The sequence below is a fragment of the Streptococcus sp. HMSC072C09 genome, assembly GCF_001813105.1.
GTDB lineage: Bacteria > Bacillota > Bacilli > Lactobacillales > Streptococcaceae > Streptococcus.
In genome coordinates this window covers 202,691-222,673 of record NZ_KV811485.1, presented here as the reverse complement: position 1 = coordinate 222,673, position 19,983 = coordinate 202,691, and the positions used below count along the sequence as shown (strand labels likewise).

General features: G+C 42.5%; 13 protein-coding genes. All 13 read right to left on the bottom strand.

The genetic code is table 11. The features are described from left to right. Positions 1-12: 12 nt before the first annotated feature. Positions 13-1,419, bottom strand: coding sequence for a F0F1 ATP synthase subunit beta (atpD, locus tag HMPREF2893_RS01120; protein WP_003011794.1), 1,407 nt, complete (start codon positions 1,417-1,419; stop codon positions 13-15). An 85-nt stretch (positions 1,420-1,504) separates the two neighbouring features. Then, complete coding sequence (locus tag HMPREF2893_RS01115; RefSeq protein ID WP_070673843.1) at positions 1,505-2,386, bottom strand: F0F1 ATP synthase subunit gamma; 882 nt, start codon at positions 2,384-2,386, stop codon at positions 1,505-1,507. 15 nt (positions 2,387-2,401) lie between these two features. Further along, positions 2,402-3,907, bottom strand: coding sequence for a F0F1 ATP synthase subunit alpha (gene atpA / locus HMPREF2893_RS01110; RefSeq protein WP_049496722.1), 1,506 nt, complete (start codon positions 3,905-3,907; stop codon positions 2,402-2,404). A gap of 15 nt (positions 3,908-3,922) precedes the next feature. Then, entirely contained in the window at positions 3,923-4,459 is a 537-nt protein-coding gene (locus HMPREF2893_RS01105; protein ID WP_024055549.1) for a F0F1 ATP synthase subunit delta, read from the bottom strand. After that, complete coding sequence (gene atpF, locus HMPREF2893_RS01100) at positions 4,459-4,953, bottom strand: F0F1 ATP synthase subunit B (protein WP_004219970.1); 495 nt, start codon at positions 4,951-4,953, stop codon at positions 4,459-4,461. The genes HMPREF2893_RS01105 and atpF overlap by 1 nt, the downstream gene beginning before the upstream one ends. Before the next feature lie 19 nt (positions 4,954-4,972). Beyond that, positions 4,973-5,686, bottom strand: coding sequence for a F0F1 ATP synthase subunit A (atpB, locus tag HMPREF2893_RS01095; protein ID WP_024055550.1), 714 nt, complete (start codon positions 5,684-5,686; stop codon positions 4,973-4,975). A 33-nt stretch (positions 5,687-5,719) separates the two neighbouring features. Next, entirely contained in the window at positions 5,720-5,920 is a 201-nt protein-coding gene (locus HMPREF2893_RS01090) for a F0F1 ATP synthase subunit C (protein WP_003006433.1), read from the bottom strand. A gap of 228 nt (positions 5,921-6,148) precedes the next feature. Further along, positions 6,149-12,022 (bottom strand): ZmpA/ZmpB/ZmpC family metallo-endopeptidase, encoded by a 5,874-nt coding sequence (locus HMPREF2893_RS01085; RefSeq protein WP_070673842.1) that lies wholly within the window; start codon positions 12,020-12,022, stop codon positions 6,149-6,151. 234 nt (positions 12,023-12,256) lie between these two features. Next, the gene (glgA, locus tag HMPREF2893_RS01080) at positions 12,257-13,684 is read right to left on the bottom strand and encodes a glycogen synthase GlgA (RefSeq protein WP_070589437.1); all 1,428 of its coding nucleotides are present in this window, start codon (positions 13,682-13,684) and stop codon (positions 12,257-12,259) included. Next, positions 13,684-14,820: a glucose-1-phosphate adenylyltransferase subunit GlgD gene (glgD, locus tag HMPREF2893_RS01075; protein WP_031573430.1), complete on the bottom strand. Its 1,137-nt coding sequence runs from the start codon at positions 14,818-14,820 to the stop codon at positions 13,684-13,686. The genes glgA and glgD overlap by 1 nt, the downstream gene beginning before the upstream one ends. Next, positions 14,810-15,952: a glucose-1-phosphate adenylyltransferase gene (locus HMPREF2893_RS01070; protein WP_003002477.1), complete on the bottom strand. Its 1,143-nt coding sequence runs from the start codon at positions 15,950-15,952 to the stop codon at positions 14,810-14,812. The genes glgD and HMPREF2893_RS01070 overlap by 11 nt, the downstream gene beginning before the upstream one ends. Positions 15,953-16,002: 50 nt before the next feature. Continuing rightward, a complete protein-coding gene (gene glgB, locus HMPREF2893_RS01065; protein WP_070673841.1) occupies positions 16,003-17,910 on the bottom strand; it encodes a 1,4-alpha-glucan branching protein GlgB in 1,908 nt (635 codons plus the stop codon). A 339-nt stretch (positions 17,911-18,249) separates the two neighbouring features. Beyond that, positions 18,250-19,983, bottom strand: coding sequence for a phosphoenolpyruvate--protein phosphotransferase (gene ptsP, locus HMPREF2893_RS01060; protein WP_003006414.1), 1,734 nt, complete (start codon positions 19,981-19,983; stop codon positions 18,250-18,252).

The following is a 19,983-nucleotide window of genomic DNA, read 5'->3' as shown; positions in this document are numbered from 1 at the left end:
TTTCACCTCTTCTTAGAATCCCATTTTTTCAGCTTTGGCGATCACATCTTCGATCGATCCAACACCACGGAAGGCATCTTCAGGAAGATGGTCATATTTCCCATCCAAAATTTCTTTAAAGCCACGAACAGTTTCTCCAACTGGTACATAAGAACCAGGTTGACCTGTAAATTGTTCTGCAACGTTGAAGTTTTGTGACAAGAAGAATTGGATCCGGCGAGCACGAGCAACCAAGGTCTTTTCTTCGTCAGACAATTCATCCATCCCCAAGATAGCAATGATATCTTGCAATTCATGGTAACGTTGAAGGACGCGTTTGACCTCAGAAGCGACTGCATAGTGTTCTTCTCCTACGATTTCTGGAGAAAGGGCACGTGAGCTAGATGCCAATGGGTCCACCGCAGGGTAGATCCCCAATTGTACCAATTTACGTTCCAAGTTGGTGGTTGAATCCAAGTGGGCAAAAGCGGTTGCTGGCGCTGGGTCTGTGTAGTCATCGGCTGGCACATAGATGGCTTGGATGGATGTAACAGAACCTTTCTTCGTTGACGTAATCCGTTCTTGCAATTGCCCCATTTCTGTTGCCAAAGTAGGTTGGTAACCAACGGCTGATGGCATCCGTCCCAAAAGGGCTGATACTTCAGATCCGGCTTGGGTGAAACGGAAGATATTGTCGATAAACAAGAGAACGTCCTGACCTTCGACATCACGGAAGTATTCCGCAATGGTCAAACCAGTCAAAGCAACACGCATCCGTGCTCCAGGTGGCTCATTCATTTGTCCAAAGACCATGGCTGTTTTTTCAATAACGCCAGATTCTTTCATTTCCCAGTAAAGGTCATTCCCTTCACGTGTCCGTTCCCCAACACCGGTAAATACAGAAATCCCACCGTGTTCTTGGGCAATATTATGGATTAATTCTTGAATCAAGACGGTCTTCCCAACTCCGGCACCACCGAAGAGTCCGACCTTCCCACCTTTCAAATAAGGGGCTAAGAGGTCAATAACCTTGATCCCTGTTTCAAGAATTTCTTCTGAAGTAGAGAGCTCGTCAAAGGATGGAGCTTTTTTGTGGATGGAGTCACGAGGAGCATCCTCAGGAAAAGGTTGATCCAAGTCAATGGTATCTCCAAGAACATTGAAGACACGTCCCAAGGTTTCTTTTCCGACTGGAACAGAGATTGGACGACCTGTGTCCAAGACTTCCATTCCACGTGTTAAACCATCAGTTGATTCCATGGCGATGGTCCGTACGACCCCATCACCAAGTTCCAAAGCTACTTCAAGAACGACTTTCGATTTTTGTTGGTCATTTTTATAGACTACAAGCGCATTATTGATCTCAGGAAGTTTATCTCCAACGGAAAAGGCAACGTCTACGACGGGACCTACGACCTGAGAAATTTTGCCTAAACTCATGTCATTCTCCTATTCTAAGTAATTTCTACTGCTCAAAAGTTCTCTTTCAAGCATCTGTTTTTGTATTTAAAATTGTATCCGACAACTATTCAAGGGCGCTAGCACCCGCAACGATTTCGGTAATTTCTTGTGTAATCGCTGCTTGACGAGCACGGTTGTATTGAATCGTTAATTCATCAATTACTTTCTTGGCATTGTCTGTAGCAGTTTGCATGGCCATCATCCCAGCAGCATTTTCAGCTGTTTTAGCATCAATAATGGCACCATAGATCATGCTTTCAGCAAATTGAGGAAGCAATTGATCCAAAATGGCATCTCGACTAGATTCCAATTCTAGATTCAATACATAGTCCTCATCCGCTTCATTGGGGTCCAAATCAATAATTGGAAGCATTTGTTCCACCCGCATTTGACTCGTCAAACTGTTGACGTGGTGGTTGTAACAGACGTACAACTCATCAAACAAGCCTTCCTGATACATTTGGACTGTTTTCGAAATGATCTTGCGAACTTCCTTAAAGCTAGGCTGATCAGGCAAACCACGCAATTCATAAACCGGCTGAATCCCACGGGCACGGAAGAAATCCGCCCCGACACTTCCAATACAGATCACTTCAAAGTCATCTCCACTTGGATGGTATTCTGCCTTCATTTCCATCATGGTTTTAAGGATGGAGGCATTGTAGCCTCCGACCAAACCACGATCGGATGTAATGACGATATAAGCTGTCTTTTTCACCGGCCGACTCACCAACATAGGATGGGACTTGGCATTTTCTGTTTCATGTCCATGGAGCAAGTCTGTTAGTAACTTACGTACCTTAGCGGCATAAACCTGAAAATCCTTGGCTGCTTGCTCCGATTTTCCGAGTTTAGCAGCAGACACCATCTGCATGGCATTGGTAATTTGACTGGTATTTTTAGTGGATGCAATTTTATTTTTTATATCATTTAATGAAACTGCCATCTTCCACTCCTATTTCTATTTGAAATTTGACTGGTTGACAAATTCTGTAAGGGCTGCATCCAGTTCTTCTTCTGCTGGAAGATCATGTGTTGAACGAATCGTCTCAAAGATTTGATGATAATGTGCTTCAAAATAATCAAACAACTCTTCTTGGAAACGAAGAATGTCGTCTACTGGAACACTATCTAAGAAACCATGAGTCAAGGCGTACAAGATCACGACTTGTTTTTCAACTGTCAATGGTTCATGAACGGGTTGTTTCAAGACTTCAACTGTTCGGCGACCACGGTTCAATTTCGCTTGAGTCGCAGCATCCAAGTCACTACCAAATTTCGTGAAGGCTTCCAATTCACGATATGAAGCAAGGTCGATACGAAGGGTACCCGCAACTTTCTTCATAGCCTTGATTTGGGCAGCTCCCCCTACACGGGATACAGAAGAACCTGCATCAATGGCTGGACGAATACCAGCATTGAACAAACTATCTTGCAAGAAGATTTGTCCGTCTGTGATCGAAATCACGTTGGTTGCGATATAAGCAGAAATATCTCCTGCTTGGGTTTCAATAATTGGAAGGGCTGTAATAGAGCCACCACCCAATTCATCTGAAACTTTAGCTGAACGTTCCAACAAACGGCTGTGGAGATAGAAGACATCCCCTGGGAAGGCTTCACGTCCTGGTGGACGACGAAGAAGAAGGGACAATTCACGGTAAGCTACGGCTTGTTTTGACAAATCATCATAGACGATCAAAACGTGTTTACCGTTATACATGAACTCTTCAGCCATGGCAACCCCGGCATAAGGTGCCAAGTAGAGCAATGGAGACGGTTGGGAAGCCGAAGCGGTTACCACAATCGTATAATCCATGGCTCCGTATTTACGAAGAGTTTCTACCTGCGTACGAACTGTTGATTCTTTTTGACCAATCGCCACATAGATACAGATCATGTCTTGACCCTTTTGGTTCAAGATGGTATCAATGGCAATCGAAGTTTTCCCTGTTTGACGGTCCCCGATAATCAATTCCCGTTGGCCACGTCCGATTGGAACGAGGGCATCAATGGCTTTCAAACCAGTTTGTAGGGGTTCTGAGACAGATTTCCGTTGCATAACACCAGGAGCTGGTGTTTCGACTGGACGGAATTTATCTGTCACAATCTCACCCAAACCATCTACTGGTTGGCCAAGTGGGTTGACAACCCGACCAATCAAGGCATCCCCTGCAGGGACTTCCATGATTTTACCTGTACGACGGACAGAGTCTCCTTCACGAATATCCGTGAAATCACCCAAGATGATGATACCGACATCCGTTGTCTCTAAGTTTTGGGCCATCCCGTATGAGCCATTTTCAAAAATCAACAACTCACCACTCATGGCATTTTCAAGACCATGAGCACGGGCAATCCCGTCACCAATGTAGGTTACAACACCTGTCTCAGTGACGTCAAAGTTTGGCTTGAAATTTTCAATTTGTTGCTTAATTAAAGCGCTGATTTCTTGTGCGTTAATCGCCAAAATTCACACCACTTTCTATTTCAATTTAGATTTTATAACTTGCAATTGGTGTTTGAGACTGGTATCCAACGTTTTATGATTGGCTGTCACGACAAAGCCACCAATTAAATCTGGATCGATCTTTTGTTGGATCGAGCGAACTTGAATCCCAAATTTTCTTTCGATAATGGGGATTAGCTTTTGCTCTTGAACAGGATCCAAACCAGCAACCGTCGTAACAGTGACGACAAAAGCGTTGCTCAACAGTTGAATCTGATCCAAACAAATCGTTACAATGTCATAAAATAAGGCTTCACGATGATTGAGAATAACCACTTCAATCAAATGGTCGAGTAATTGTGAATCCGAGGGTTGAAAAAGTCTGAGACTTTTTGCTTTCTCTTCATCCTCTACACCGATATGAGCTAAGAAGTTAGCAAGTCCAGTCTCTTCAAAAATACCCTTGATTTGAGTCAATTTTTCAAAGACTAGGTCTTGTTCTCCTTTTTCAAAGACCAATTGAACAAAAGGCTGGGTATATTTCTCAATCACCATCAGTTGCTTTTTGTCCATTAGGCTTCTCCTAATTCATCAAGATAGCGATCGATCAGTTGGCGTTGACCTTCAGCATCCAGCTGTTGGCTCAACAATTTGCTGGCAAGATTGACAGTGAGATCTGCCACATCACCTTTGATACTGTTCAATGCTTCTTCTTTGTTATGCGCAATTTCTTGTTGCGCTTTTTCTTTCAAACGTACTGCTTCTTGAGTGGCTTCTGAAAGGATCTGAGATTTATTCTTTTCTGCAGTTTCCTTTGCATTTTCGACGATAGACGCAGCTTCTTTGCGGCTACCTGCCAACTCTTCTTCACGTTTACTTGCTAGTTCCTCAGCTTTTTGACGAGCTGATTCTGCTCCATCAATATCATCTGTAATCTTTTTGGCACGCGCTTCTAAAATTCCATTGATATTGTTCCATGCAAATTTCTTTATTAAAAAGATTAATAATAGGAAGGAACCAGCAATGAGAATAAAGTTACCAATAATTTCACTCATTGATACATGCATTCTTCTACTCCTCCTCTACTTACTCTTCGCCATTAATTTTCTTACCAATATAAATTGATGACAACATGGTAAACACATAGGCTTGGATACATGAAATGAAAATCGAAAACGCTGTCCACGCCATGCTTCCAATAAAGGCAAATGGATACCAATAAACAGCTTGATGCGACAAAGTCACAAGCAAGCTTGCTAGTACCTCACCCGCAAAGATATTTCCGAAGATCCGAAGTGCCAAGGAGGCAAAGTTCGTTAATTCTTCCAAAATATTCATGGGGGTCATAAATCCGGGTGTCACAAAAGCCTTTAAATATTCCTTCACACCACGTCTGCGAATTCCTTCTACATGGGCGATTAAGGTGATCAAAAATGAAAAGGCAAAGTCATAACCCAGGTTAGCGGTTGGTGATGTCCACAAATTGTAACCATTGGTCGTTTCGATTTTAGCCATCAATCCAATGTTATTGGCTACTAAAAGAAAGAGGAAAAGAACAAACAAGAACAAGGAATAGTCCTTTATGTAATGTTCCCCAATATTTCCTTTTGTAAAGCCTACGACAAAGTCATATGCGTATTCCAGCACATTTTGTTTGCCTTTTGGTCGGATCGACATTTTTCGACTGGCCCAATAAATGAAGCCAAAAACGGCGAAAACAGAAATCAGGGTCATAGCAAGTAGGGTCAAATTAAAAGATACAGGTCCAAGAGTAATCGTTGGATTGATACTTTCTTCCAAGGTTTGACACCTCCTTTTCTAAAATAGAAGCGTCTATTTGATAATAAAGGCCATAACCAAGGTTACGAAGAAAGTACCTTCGACAAAGGCAACACCAAGAATCAAGAGGCTACGCAATTGACCAATAATTTCTGGTTGACGAGACGCAGATTTCAATAGGCTGCTCATCATCAAACCTTCTGCCAGTGATACACCAAAGCAGGCTAAACAAAGACCTAAAAATGTTAAATTCATGATGAATTCTCCTTTTATAAATTTTACCTCCTTAGTTTACTCCTAAAAGATATAATAGTCAAATATTTCCTAGAAAAGAAAGCGTTTTTGTTAAATTACGTTATTTTTTTAATATGATAATTTTACCGATCTACGATTGATTACTTTTAATTTTTAGACACTTTGTCCACCTCTATTCATTTTTTCTTCTAAAAAACTCTCACCTGCTCAGCAGATGAGAGAATTCGATTATTTAAAGATAGACGTTTTGAAACTGTCTGTTTGTTGCAGCAATTTCTTAAAGACTTTTTCTTTCAGTGCAACCGTATTGTCAAATTTGACAGAACCGTTACTTAGAGTAGCCTTATCTTTATCCACTGCTTCAGCAAATGCACGTTTCAAGTCTTCATAGCTATTGTAGGTCTTCCCATCGATGTCAATAGCCTGCATTCCATTTTTGGCACTGGTTACCACTTCATTGAAGTAAGCTTTCTTCCAATCTTCAAGGGTACTGAATCTTCCATCAGAAATCTTCTGAATGACGAAGTCATCTCCTAGAGTGGCAAGTCCAGCTTGTTTAGACTCTTGTTTATACTTGTTTGAAGCATAACCCAGGAATCCTTTTTCATAGCCATAATAGCCCCAAATTCTGAAGGTATTGTGTTTGAAGGACATGGCTCCAGGAGCCCCTTCACTAGTGTTCCCACCATAGATACCTGTCATCATCGGCACAGTCACATAGGCTGAACCAAAGTCAGACGGATTATAGACGCCATTTCCAGGACCACGATTGGTCATGAAGTTGTTGGTGATGAGGTCATCTACTGTGTTTAAAGCAATCGCTTTTTCCTCATCACTCAAAGCTCGAACCTTATCGAATTGATTCTTGGTGTTAGCTCCTCGGTATTGTTTATCAACCTTCTTGAACCAAGCATTGTTTAAGTCCTTACTATGTTTGTCCAATACAGCTTCTCCTTCAAGATAATCCAGAAGCATGAGCGTATCGTTATAACCTTTCATGTAGCGATCAATCTCATCACGTGATCGAAGATCGTTTGGATTGGTATTGTACCATTGGTTGCCATCGTTAGGACGTTCATAGGCCATGTTGAGACCTAAGGCCTTGTATTCCCCATTTGGATTAGATACAGATGGTGTTTGGAGCATTCCTTGGGCAAAGGCTTCAATATCTGTTCCTTCGCGGTGTCTCCACCCACCTAAGTAAACCATACGGTCATTGACGTGCGTTGTTTCGTGGGTAAAGGCAGACACCCCAAAGTCACTGATCATATCCGTCACCATGAAGAAGACAGAATCGTCTTTATATGGATTTCCGTAAATTCGAGCTACAGCCCCCATGCGCCAATCTGTCGCATGGTAACGATCGGTAGGCCCGTATAATTCACGGATTGGAGCGACATCTTTGCCACTGTTGGTATGGCCATAGCGATCTGTACTAATACCCTTGTAGTTTTGATTATCAAGGACAGGGGTCGGCACCATATTATTGCTCTTCAAGAGTCGATTGCGAACCTTATCCGTTGCGAGACGTGACCAGAAATCTAGGTAATTCTGTTGCCCTTTAGCCACCTTGTCAATTTCCGCTTTAAAAGCAGTTCGTTCCGCTTCCGTGTTCTTACCATATTTCTCAAAGGAACTATAAGCCATGGTGTTGTAGGTTGAAATCAAGAACATATGGGCATCTTTTAAGTTCAAGAGTGGCAAGATCATTTTACCATGCACATCGTTATTTAAGCCTTCGTATGCTCGATGTTTCTTATCGGCAAACTCAGGAGTTGTTGTTTTTGGCTCCACAATATAGACATTGTCCTTGGTTGCTTTGATAAACCAATCATTCAAGTCTGTATCGCTTGTAAAGAGTTCCATATTGTACTTCAGGAAGTCATTTAGGTTGCCAGAAAGAGTCGATTTAGCCACGACTTCACGGAAGGCATCGTGGGTACGTGTTCCTTTGATGTAGTCTTCTTTTGAGCCAATTTCAATCAAGCGGTCTAAAACATCGACATTCTTCCCATAGAAGTCTGGCTTGAACAACATGAGCTGTTTGAGATGGACATCATCAAATTTCACTCCGTAATAGCGGTTGAGGTAAGAGAGCCCCAAAAGAACTGCCGCCTTGTTATCTTCAATTTTCTTGATGAGTGCCCGTTTGGCAGCCTCATCTATATTTAATTGATGGTCTTGGTTTTCAACCAGTTGTTTCACAAAGTGAGTCAGATTGTCCTTGACTGCTTGGAAACTTTCTTCAAGGTAAAGGTTCTTAATGGCATTGACTTTGTTAGGTCCTGTTCGACCTAAGTGAGTGTAGATTGGATCTGATTGTAATTCGACAGGGCTTAATTTTTCAACGATCGCACCAATGAGATCGCTCCGGTCTTTGTCCACCATATTTGGCGTATAGACCACTTCACCGAGCTCCGATACACTGTACTCTTTGATTTGTTTAACTTTAGAGTCTTTCGGCGTCATGCTAAAGATATCTTTTGTCTTATCGGCATAATGGATCAGGATGTGATCCGCATCCGCTAGTTCCGTGACAAAATCATTGCCCTTCATAGCGGTCACAGACAAGACTTCCTTGGTCAAGAGAGGACTCGTTGCAGCCAATTTATTCCCTTGGTCGACAATCCATTCTTTGTTGTAGAATGGTTGCAATTTAGCAATATTGCGGTAAGCTAACTCACGAGTCGCATCGTAAGCAGTGATGGCCTTGTATTGATCGTCTTTGCTAACAAGGTGATTGAGCGTATCTTCAATCGGTTTCGTGCTTTCAAATTTATCAGCAGTGATTCCCATTGCTTCGATCTTCTGTTCAGCTTCTGCCAGCGAGATGCTAGGGATTTTACGGGAGTTGTTAAAGGTTTTCTTCCCTTCACTCACGCCTTCCACACTGTAATTGCGCTTGGTTCTTGAATAGGTGAAATAATCATCTGCGTCAATATCTGAGTGACCAAAGACCATCTCACCAGTTTTGACTTTCATCATGGTGATGTTGTCTTCAATAGTCCCCAAGGCCCAGTTGGTCCCGAGTAATCCACCAGACTGAACAGCTTCTTTGAGTTCAATCGAACCTTTAGCAACTGAATTTCTGAGAACCCCTTCTTTACCTACTGTGTGGTTATTTCCACCATTTTGAGAGGAATAAACGAGACCTGCAGCTTTGGCTTTGTTCCCAGTGATTTCAGCATCAACGTAAGCTTTTTCAACGACACCTTTCCAGTTCTCACCAACAACACCCGCTAGATAGCCACCTTTGTTGCCCGCAGCATGCAGTTTACCGATAAAGGCAACATTGCTGACCTTCCCGCTACCATCAATTTTATTGACAATTCCTGCTACGTCATTGTTCCCGACAACACTTCCTGTTACTTTAACGTTCTCAACAGTTGCATTGTTTTTGATGACACCTGCGATTGGTGCTACTCGATCTGTCCCAGGTAGGTCAATATTGACATTTTCAAGCAAGAGATTCTTAATCGAGCCACCTTCGATGTTCCCAAACAGTGGTCGCGTGATATTATGGATGGCAAATGTATTTCCATCCGTACTTTCCAAAATTCCCTTGAAGGCATTGGTTACATAAGATTTTCCTGCTGGTTGGACATTGGCCGCATTCATATTGCTACCCAGTTTAAAGGTACCATTCGGATTGGCTTGCATGGCTTTTATAAGTTCGTTGAAATTGTAGTAGACATCACCTTCATGTGCTTTGGGTTTCGCAATATAGTGGACATAGTCCTCACTGAACTGGTTGTCCGCAGTCCGTTGAATGAGATCAGGAGCTTTGGCTGTTACTTTGTATAGGGTCACGCCATCTACCGTTACTTCTTCAATTTTATCAACGGCTAGTTTTGTAACCTTATTATCATGGGTGGTGACCTTTAAGTAGTAAGGCTTAACATTCGATGGTTTTTCAGACAAGAGACTACTATCGGTCTCATTTCCTTGGTCATCCACACTGATTAAGCTTGTTTCCTTAATATTTTTGACTTCGACTTTTTTAAGGTCGATTCTCAGTGGTTCTTCGTTAAGAACTTCTTCTTCGTCCCCATTTCCACGGTCATACACCATGGTCGTTGCGAGCGTATAATCCTTGTAGTAGTCCAAGTCCGCTAAAGCAGCTGCCAAGTCCGTCTCTGAAAGGGTCAGGGTTTTCACCACTTGATCACCCTTCTTCAATACAGCCTGGATGGACTTGATGGTCACACCGTCTGGTTTGTCCAAACGATAAGTAGCTTTAGCACTGCGCTTCAATTCTTCCTTATCGACCTGGGTCAAGGTCAAGGTTGGCTTGTCAAGTTCTTTGGCCCCTTGTTGAATGATCTGATCTTGCGCCTGTTCAACTACTTCTTCAGAAATCGTAGGAGCATCCGCCGTTTTACCCCCCTTGATGGTCTTGTAAACCTTGGTGATTTTCTTCTTCCCATTTTTACCGGCTTGAGAAACCCTTTCTGATCCTTTTAGCAAGGTGGCATCTTGTTCGGTTACCGTCTTAAATGGAATTTCCTCATACGAAACATCCTCTGTTTGGCCTTCAATCGCCTTAGTCCCACGACTAATTTTTTCTGTCACAGGAGCTTTTACCGTTTCAGTTGTCGTGCTCACGGGCTCGCCAATCTTCTCACCATTGACCGTCTTATAAACACGACGAATCTCCTGACTACCAGCCTCGCCTTTCTGAAGAAGGCTTTCTTCATCGGTGTAACGATTGGCATCCGTTACATACTCTGTTTCATATGGAAGGATTACCGTTTCTGTCTCTGTTACCGTCCCTTCCGTAACTTGATAGGTTGGATTATCCGGTTGAACGGGAGCTTCTCCCACATGGCCTTCTTCTTGTGTCCCTTTTGCTTCCACCACACCTGTATAGGCTGGAGTCTCCGGTTGAATAGGAGCTTCTCCGACATGGCCTTCTTCCTGCGTTCCCTTAGCTTCCACCACACCTGTATAGGCTGGAGTCTCTGGTTGAACAGGAGCTTCACCGACATGGCCTTCTTCCTGTGTTCCCTTGGCTTCTACCACGCCTGTATAGAATGGGTTCTCCGGTTGAACTGGGGCTTCGCCGACATGGCCTTCTTCTTGTGTCCCCTTAGCCGTTACAACTGGAGAAGGGCTGGGTTGAGGGGTTGGTTGGGCATCTTCTTTTGTCCCAACAGCAAGAATTTGTGAAACTGGTTCTTTAGTGACCTTGCTTTCAACTACTCTGCGAACTTCTTGTCCATCTACCACACTCACTTCCGTCAATAGGGTCCGCTCCCCATTTTGACCAGCAGTCAGCACCTTGGTTTGCCCTTTAGGTAATGTAGGATCAACTTGGTTGACAGTTTCAAATGGCACAGGCTCAGTATAGACTTCCAGGCTTGGTTTTTCAACTTGAGGAAAGGCTGGAGCGACTTCTGGGGTCACACGCGCTTGTGGTTCCACTTGTGGAATCCCTGTACTTGTTTTGATCGTTCCTTCTACAGAAGGTTTCGTTTCCTGCATAGCCTTTGGCTCTCGTAAGCTCGTCTTTTGGACTGACGGGTAGCGCAGATAACCAATATAGTCATAGCCGTCAATTTGAATCACGCCATTTGCAAGATCTTTGCTCGATGCGATCGCAAGATCCTGATTATAGGCGCGCAAGACTTGATTTTGTAGGGCTGCGACTTCAACTGGAAGTAGAAGACTTTGTCCCATGGCTCCAATCAAAAGGACGCCCATGATCTTCTTCCGGTGCTTTTTAGAGAGTAAGAGGACCGCAAAGGAAGCAGTGGCTAGACTTAGCCCAAAAAGGGCGATTTCCTGACTTCCTGTTTGAGGAAGAACCGACTGAGTTGCTTCCTTCTTCTTATAGACGAGATAGAAAGTATCTTCATTTTGATATGCTTCAGGGATTGCATGAATCACCTGTACTTTTTCTTCAGCAGTCAGCTCTTCTTCTGTCACATATCCTAAGTGCACATGAGCAGGTAGGGTCACCTGATCTGCTTGGACAGGACGAGCCCCTAACAGGCTTCCTCCTAATAAAAAGGCTCCAATGGCCACCGGACCAACACCGACAGATAATTTCCGAATCGAATATTTGGTCATTTTTTCAAACGTTTGTTTCGCTTTTTTCATCCTAAAATTCCTATATAGTAATATTTAACCCTCGAGCAGGGACCTGATTATTTTTAGAGAGGATGGGATCCTTTCCAGAAATAAGAACCTTCCCGGGATTTTTTACCTTTACCTATCTTATCTTTTTTCTTCTATTTTAGCAAGCTCTAAAACTCAAAAATATAAACCGTTTTCTTTATAGGAAGAAAGCAACACAAAAAAACGCCTCGAAAGGCGTTTGTATCATAGATCTATTTATAAGGATTGGTACAAATCATTGTATCGTTGACTAGCCGTATCCCATGAGAAGTCACGCGTCATAGCTTGCTCTTGGAGACCATACCAAGCCTGTTTGTCATTGTAGTAGACAGCCAAGGCTTCATCAACTGCCCAGTTAAACCAATAGCCAGACAAATTATTGAAACTAAAGCCTGTTCCACTTCCATCAACAGCATTATACGGTTGGACCGTATCTCGAAGTCCGCCGACTTCATGCACCAGAGGAAGGGTTCCATAACGCATGGCCATCATTTGAGAAAGGCCACATGGTTCAAAGCGGCTTGGCATCAAGAAGACATCCGACGCTGCATAGATTTCTTGGGCCAATTGGACATCAAATGTGATATTCGCTGAAAGTTTATCTGGGTAGGCTTGACCAAACCAAGCAAAGGCATTTTCAAATCCAGGGTCTCCTGTCCCCAGCAAAACAATCTGAATATCCTTTTGCAAGAGTTGATGCAACTCTTCTACCACCACATCAAAACCTTTTTGACGTGTCAAACGAGAGACGATCCCAAACAAAGGAACATCATCGCGAACAGGTAGACCAACACGTTCTTGAAGAGCTCGTTTGCTAGCTGCTTTACCTGAAAGATCTGAGAGACTGAAGTGATACGTCAAGAGTGGATCCGTTTCAGGATTATACAGATCTGCATCAATCCCGTTAACAATTCCGGTCACCTTGCCAGACTCCATCCGAAGGATCTGATCCAAGCCACAACCATATTCAGCAGTCATAATCTCATGCGCATAGCTAGGAGAAACCGTTGTTACACGGTCAGCATATAGAATGCCGGCTTTCATCCAGTTCAGGCAATCATTCCACCGAAGCGTTCCATCTGCATAGCGTTCAAATCCAACTCCGAATAGGTCCCACAACATTCCTGGGTCGAACTGACCTTGGAATTCCAAATTATGGATAGTCAATACTGTTTTAATTTCATGATAAGCTTGAATCCAACGGTATTTTTCCTTCAGCAAGAAAGGAATCATCGCCGTATGGTAATCATGGGCATGAAGAACATCTGGAATGAAGTCAACCCGTTCCATCGTTTCTAAAGCCGCGAGCTGGAAGAAGGCGAAGCGTTCTCCATCATCAAAGTCACCATAGACATGACCTCTAAAGAAATAATGTTGGTTATCAATAAAGTAAAAGGTGACTCCATCACGCACAATACGTTTCACACCAACATATTGACTTCTCCAGCCAACCTTGGTCTCAAAATGCAAAACATCTTCGATTTGATCTCCAAACTTAGTCTCTACCATATCATAGTAAGGGAGGATCACGCGCACATCATGACCACTTTTCGCTAAGGATTTAGGAAGAGCGCCAATAACGTCTCCCAATCCGCCTGTTTTAGAAAATGGTGCACCTTCAGCTGCAACAAATAATAGTTTCATTAGACAATATCCTCTGTAACAATCGTTCCTTTTTTAACCACGACAGGTGCTTCTTCTGTCCCACGAATCGTCACACCAGCAGCCACTTCGACACCCTTATCCAGGATGGCATATTCGACGATTGCATTTTCATGAATCACAACACCAGGGAAGAGAAGACTACTGCGGACTTCTGAACCTTCATGAAGGTGTACCCGCCGTGAAACAACGGAGCGTTCAACGGTTCCTTCTACAATACTACCCGAAGCAAATTGAGACGTTTTAATATGTGAAGTCTTGGAATAATACGTTGGTTCTTCATTCTTCACTTTCGTATACACCTTTTGGTTTGGTGAAAAGAGCTTCATGAATTTTTGGTTTTCCAACATATCCAAGTTTGCATGGTAGTAGGATTCAACTGAATGAATATTGGCTAGGTAACCTGTATATTCAAAAGCAAAAGCATTGTATTCCACCGCCAAATCACGCAAGATATAGCGCAATTTTTGTGGGTATTCTTTCTTGGCTTCTTCTTCAATTTTTTCAATCAACCAAGGAGTATCCACAATAAAGACATCTGTCGACATGTTGTAGACTTCGTCAGGATCCTTGCCATCGAAAAGTCTTTGCTCTGTAACATGGTCTGTTTCATCAATTTCCAAGATAGCATTGACTTCAGAGATATTTTGAAGATGCAACTTCTTATAAACCACTGTAATCGGACGGTCAACGCTATTATGCAAGTGGAAAACTTGATTGAGGTCAATATTCATCAAGACATCACAGTTCAAAGCAACTGTTTGGTTGGAACCAGACCGTTTCAAATAGGTCAATAATTGTTGGTAGTATTCTGGCCCTACATTTGTATTTTCAACAGGAGTGTTATAGATTCCGAGGTAATAGTGGCTCAATAAAGTAGACAAGCCCCACTCACGACCTGAACGAATATGGTCAAAGACCGAACTAATATTTTCTTGTTGGAAAATCCCAAAAACACTACGAATACCAGCATTCGCAAGACTAGACAATGGGAAGTCGATTAAGCGGTATTTCCCATCAAACGGTAGGGAGGCTACCGGACGATGGCTGGTCAAAGTGGACATATCATGATACCCAACTGTATTTCCTAAAATGGCTGAATATTTATCAATCTTCATCTGTTGCTACCCCCACTTTTTCATTGTAACCGACAACTTGTACTTCCTCTGTTCCATCAATCACGACACCTTCTGCAATGATTGCACCTTCTCCGATAATCGCGCGTTTCACGACAGCTCCTTTACCGATAATGGCATTGCTCATCACGACAGCATCTTCAACAACTGCTCCTTCACGAACTTGAGCTTCTGTTGATAAGATGGAGTGTTTGACTGTACCGTCTACCGAACAACCGTCGACGACAAGAGAATCTTCGATGTGACCATGTTCTCCAAAGAAGTTTGGTGGTGAAATAAGGTTGCGTGAATAGATTTTCCAGTGACGATCGCGACTATCCAAGGCATTATTTGGATCGATATATTCCATATTGGCTTCCCAAAGAGACTCAATCGTACCAACGTCTTTCCAATAACCATTGAATTCATAAGCATAAACACTTTCGCCTGATTCTAGATACGTTGGAATGACATTTTTACCGAAGTCTGACATATCGATATCACTCTTTTCAGCAGCAACCAACATATTGCGCAGACGAGCCCAGTCAAAGATGTAAATCCCCATGGAAGCCTTAGTTGATTTTGGTTCAGCTGGTTTTTCTTCAAATTCGACAATCCGATTATTGGCATCTGTATTCATGATTCCAAAACGGCTTGCTTCCTTCAAAGGTACATCTAGGACTGCAACGGTCAAACTTGCGTTATTATCCTTGTGCGCTTGAAGCATGTCATCGTAATCCATCTTGTAAATGTGGTCCCCAGATAGAATCAAGACATATTCCGGATTGATGCTATCGATATAGTCGATGTTTTGAAGAATAGCATGGCTAGTTCCTTCAAACCAACGATTTCCTTCACTAGCTGAATAAGGTTGGAGAATAGACACACCCGTATTGATTCCATCTAAACCCCAGCTGGAACCATTCCCAATATGGCTGTTAAGGGCAAGTGGTTGATACTGTGTAATCACACCAACATTGTGAATTCCTGAGTTGGCACAGTTTGAGAGAGCAAAATCGATAATCCGATAGCGCCCACCAAATTGAACCGCAGGTTTCGCGATGTTTTTGGTTAATTTTCCAAGACGTGTTCCTTGCCCACCGGCAAGAATTAAAGCGAGCATTTCATTCTTCATTGACTACTTCCTCTTTTTAAAGCTTGGACTCCCTTAGAGTCAACCGATCATCATTTTTTATCTGATGTTTTAGATTTCGTTTTGCGAACCTTCCGTTTCACCTTCCAAATGCTAGCCCCTAAAGCCGGCAAAGTAAAGGTCAAAGTTTGTTCATAATCCTTCCACAGTCCATCTTGAGACTGAACTGTCGGATTGTGCTCTTTCCAGACACCTCCCCATTCTTCTAATTCTGTATTCCAAATTTCTTCATAGATCGCTGATACAGGAACACCGATCGTAAAGTCCTTGCGTTCCACTGGCGCCATATTGAAGACACACACCAGAAGATCGCCTTTTCGATTTTTCCGGATCATGGACAAGACGCTCTGATCACGGTTATCCGCATCAATAATCTCTAAGCCATCAAAGCTATCATCAATCTCCCACAATTCTTTATGTTCTTTGTAGAAATGATTAAGCTGAGCTGTGAAACGACGCATCTTAGCATTCATTTCATCCTCTAGATTGCCCCATTCCAGTTGCTCTTCTGACTTCCATTCCAAAAATTGACCAAATTCTGAACCCATAAAGAGCAATTTCTTTCCTGGATGGCAGATCTGATAGGTTAAGAGATTGCGAAGACCAGCAAATTGATTGTAGCGATCTCCCCACATCTTGTGCATCAAACTCTTCTTACCGTGCACCACTTCATCGTGTGAAAATGGTAGTAAGAAATTTTCGGAAAATGCATACATGAAACTAAAGGTTACCAGATTGAAATCATATTTCCGATAGACGGGATCTTCCTCATAAAAGCGTAGAATATCATTCATCCAACCCATATTCCATTTATAGTCAAAGCCTAGGCCGCCTTCTTCTTCAGGACCTGTGATCTTTTGACCAGCAGAACTTTCTTCAGCAATCATCATGACATCTGGATGATCGTTTTTTATAATAGCATTCAAACGTCTAAGGAAATGAACGCCCTCATAATTGAGGTTTCCTCCATCAATATTCGGAGTCCATGGACCACTATCGTAATCAAGATAGAGCATATTGCTCACAGCATCGACCCGAATTCCATCTAAATGATAGGTTTCAATCCAAAACTTCAAACTAGAAATCAAGAATGACTGTACTTGATTCTTTCCTAAATCGAAGTTCAAGGCTCCCCATCCGTAGTTATGGGCCCGATGTTCATCCTGGTATTCAAAGGTTGGTGTTCCATCATAATACGCCAAGGCATCATCATTGATAATGAAATGTCCTGGTACCCAATCCACGATCACTCCGATATTGTTGAGGTGGCATTCTTCCACGAAGTCTTGAAACTCTTCTGGGCTACCATAAGTCTGCTCGAGTGCAAAATATCCCATAAGCTGATAGCCCCAACTCAAGCCCAATGGATGGGCCATCACCGGCATAAATTCCACGTGGGTGTAGTTCATCTCTACCAGATACGGAATGAGTTCATCTTTTAGTTGTTTGAAGGTGTAGGAACTGTGATCCTCATTTCGTTTCCAAGATCCTGCATGAACCTCGTAAATATTAACAGGTCGTTCCTTAAAACCAAGTTTTTTACGGCGTGCTCTCCAGAGACCATCTTTCCAGTTTTTCTCTGGAATGGTCTTAATAATAGATCCTGTATTGGGTCTCTTTTCCATCCATAACGCTAGAGGATCGATTTTTTGCACCTGATGACCATTTTGTCGAGTCACCAAATACTTGTATATATCTCCCTCTTTTGCATCGGAACAGAAGACTTCCCAGACGCCTCCTTCATTACGAACCATTGGAATCTTACGAGCTTCCCAATCAGTGAAATCACCAATCAGATCCACCGCCTGAGCATTGGGAGCCCAAACACGGAAGGTAAAGCCTTCTTGTTCTCCCCTTGTTTCCTTGTGAGCTCCTAAGTACTCTTGAAGATGGAAATTATCCCCTCTTCCAAATGTCCATAAGTCTGTGCTTCTATCCATATACTCACCTCTTTGCTTTTGAAAGCGTTTTCTATTTGATATTATTTTACTATAAAATCACTTAATTTTCAAGTTGATTCCTGTAAAATCATGTAAAAATATCAGGAAAAGTTTTTCCATTTTCTTTCCCGAACCTTTTCTATCCTTCCTTGGTCATCCCCCTTTTCTTACTTACGATTATACTATATATACGAGGAAATTTAAACAAAAAACCGAACATTTTAGTCAATGTTTTTATTACTAACTAGTTTATTACGAATGAAATGGACATTTTTATAAAAAAAGTAAAAAAATCAAAAAAAATACTAAGACAGATGTGTCTTAGTATTTGATTCATTCTTAGTCTACGTTCACGTATTCTTTAGAAAGTTCAAGCACTTCTTCCATGGTTGAACATTCAGTCAGAGCACGGTTAGCGTATTCTTGCATTTTAGCTGTGTCGAGTTTCTTCATCAAGCTACGTGTACGAAGGACAGATGTCGCTGACATAGAGAACTCATCCAAGCCCATTCCGACAAGAAGTGGAACAGCAGTTTGGTCACCGGCCATTTCACCACACATACCTGCCCATTTGCCTTCAGCGTGAGCTGCTTTGATCACGTTGTTGATCAAACGAAGGATTGATGGGTTATATGGTTGGTAAAGGTATGAAACTTGTTCGTTCATACGGTCAGCAGCCATTGTGTATTGGATCAAGTCATTTGTACCGATTGAGAAGAAATCAACTTCTTTAGCAAATTGGTCCGCAAGCATTGCAGCAGCTGGGATTTCAATCATGATCCCTACTTGGATATCATCTGCCACAGCAACACCTTCAGCAAGCAATTTAGCTTTTTCTTCTTCAAGAATACCTTTAGCCGTACGGAACTCTGTCAACAAAGCAACCATTGGGAACATGATCCGCAATTTACCGTGAACAGATGCACGAAGCAAGGCACGCAATTGTGTACGGAACATTTGGTTACCTGTCTCAGAGATAGAGATACGCAAAGCACGGAAACCTAAGAATGGGTTCATTTCTTTAGGAAGATCAAAGTAAGGGAGTTCTTTATCCCCACCGATATCCATTGTACGAACAACCACAGGTTTACCATTCATACCTTCAAGAACAGCTTTGTAAGCTTCGTATTGGTCATCTTCCGTTGGGAAGTCTTGAGAATCCATGTACAAGAATTCTGTACGATAGAGACCAACAGCTTCTGCACCGTTATCGTTCACACCTTCAACATCTTTAGGTGTACCGATGTTAGCAGCCAACTCGAAGTGTTTTCCATCAGCAGTCACTGTTTTCGCATCTTTAAGGAGAGCCCATTCAGCTTTTTGTTTAGCATAAGCTTCACCAGCTGCTTTGAACTCTGCGATTTGTTCTTCAGTAGGGTTGATCACCACTTCACCAGTGATCCCTGAAACAGCCAAAACATCGCCATCTTTGACAAGTTCTGTAATGTTATTTGTACCAAGAACAGCTGCGATTTCAAGTGTACGAGCCATGATAGCTGAGTGACTGGTACGTCCACCGATATTCGTGACAAAAGCTTTTACATACTTTTTGTTCAACTGTGCTGTATCAGATGGAGTCAAGTCATGCGCAACCACGATTGCTTCTTCATTGATAGAAGCAGGGTTTGGCAATTTCTTCCCAAGCAAGTTGGCAAGGACACGTTTGGTAACGTCACGAATATCTGCTGCACGTTCTTGCATGTAAGGATTGTCTTCCATTCCTTCAAAGATCGCAATGAACATGTCAGTGACTTCTTTCAAGCCAGCTTCTGCATTGATTTTTTTCGTACGAATCGTTTCTTTGATCTGACCAATCATTTCAGGGTCAGCAAGAACCATCATATGCGCATCAAAAACTTGCGCTGCTTCTTCACCAAGGCTTGCTACTGCATTCTCCCGAATAAGAGAAAGCTCGTTTTGTGAAGCTTCAAGAGCTGCATCCAAACGAGCTTCTTCTGCACTTGTATCTTCGACTGAAACAGTCTCAAATGATAAGTCTGGTTGAATGAGCAAATATGCCTTAGCAACGGCAACACCGTCAGATGCTGCAATTCCTTTTAGCATTTTTGTCAT

Excerpts from the sequence above, each read along its gene's own strand:
- atpD (WP_003011794.1), bottom strand. The coding sequence starts at position 1,419 with ATGAGTTTAGGCAAAATTTCTCAGGTCGTAGGTCCCGTCGTAGACGTT.
- HMPREF2893_RS01115 (WP_070673843.1), bottom strand. The coding sequence starts at position 2,386 with ATGGCAGTTTCATTAAATGATATAAAAAATAAAATTGCATCCACTAAA.
- HMPREF2893_RS01105 (WP_024055549.1), bottom strand. The coding sequence starts at position 4,459 with ATGGACAAAAAGCAACTGATGGTGATTGAGAAATATACCCAGCCTTTT.
- atpF (WP_004219970.1), bottom strand. The coding sequence starts at position 4,953 with ATGCATGTATCAATGAGTGAAATTATTGGTAACTTTATTCTCATTGCT.
- HMPREF2893_RS01090 (WP_003006433.1), bottom strand. The coding sequence starts at position 5,920 with ATGAATTTAACATTTTTAGGTCTTTGTTTAGCCTGCTTTGGTGTATCA.
- HMPREF2893_RS01085 (WP_070673842.1), bottom strand. The coding sequence starts at position 12,022 with ATGAAAAAAGCGAAACAAACGTTTGAAAAAATGACCAAATATTCGATT.
- glgA (WP_070589437.1), bottom strand. The coding sequence starts at position 13,684 with ATGAAACTATTATTTGTTGCAGCTGAAGGTGCACCATTTTCTAAAACA.
- glgD (WP_031573430.1), bottom strand. The coding sequence starts at position 14,820 with ATGAAGATTGATAAATATTCAGCCATTTTAGGAAATACAGTTGGGTAT.
- HMPREF2893_RS01070 (WP_003002477.1), bottom strand. The coding sequence starts at position 15,952 with ATGAAGAATGAAATGCTCGCTTTAATTCTTGCCGGTGGGCAAGGAACA.
- glgB (WP_070673841.1), bottom strand. The coding sequence starts at position 17,910 with ATGGATAGAAGCACAGACTTATGGACATTTGGAAGAGGGGATAATTTC.
- ptsP (WP_003006414.1), bottom strand. The coding sequence starts at position 19,983 with ATGACAAAAATGCTAAAAGGAATTGCAGCATCTGACGGTGTTGCCGTT.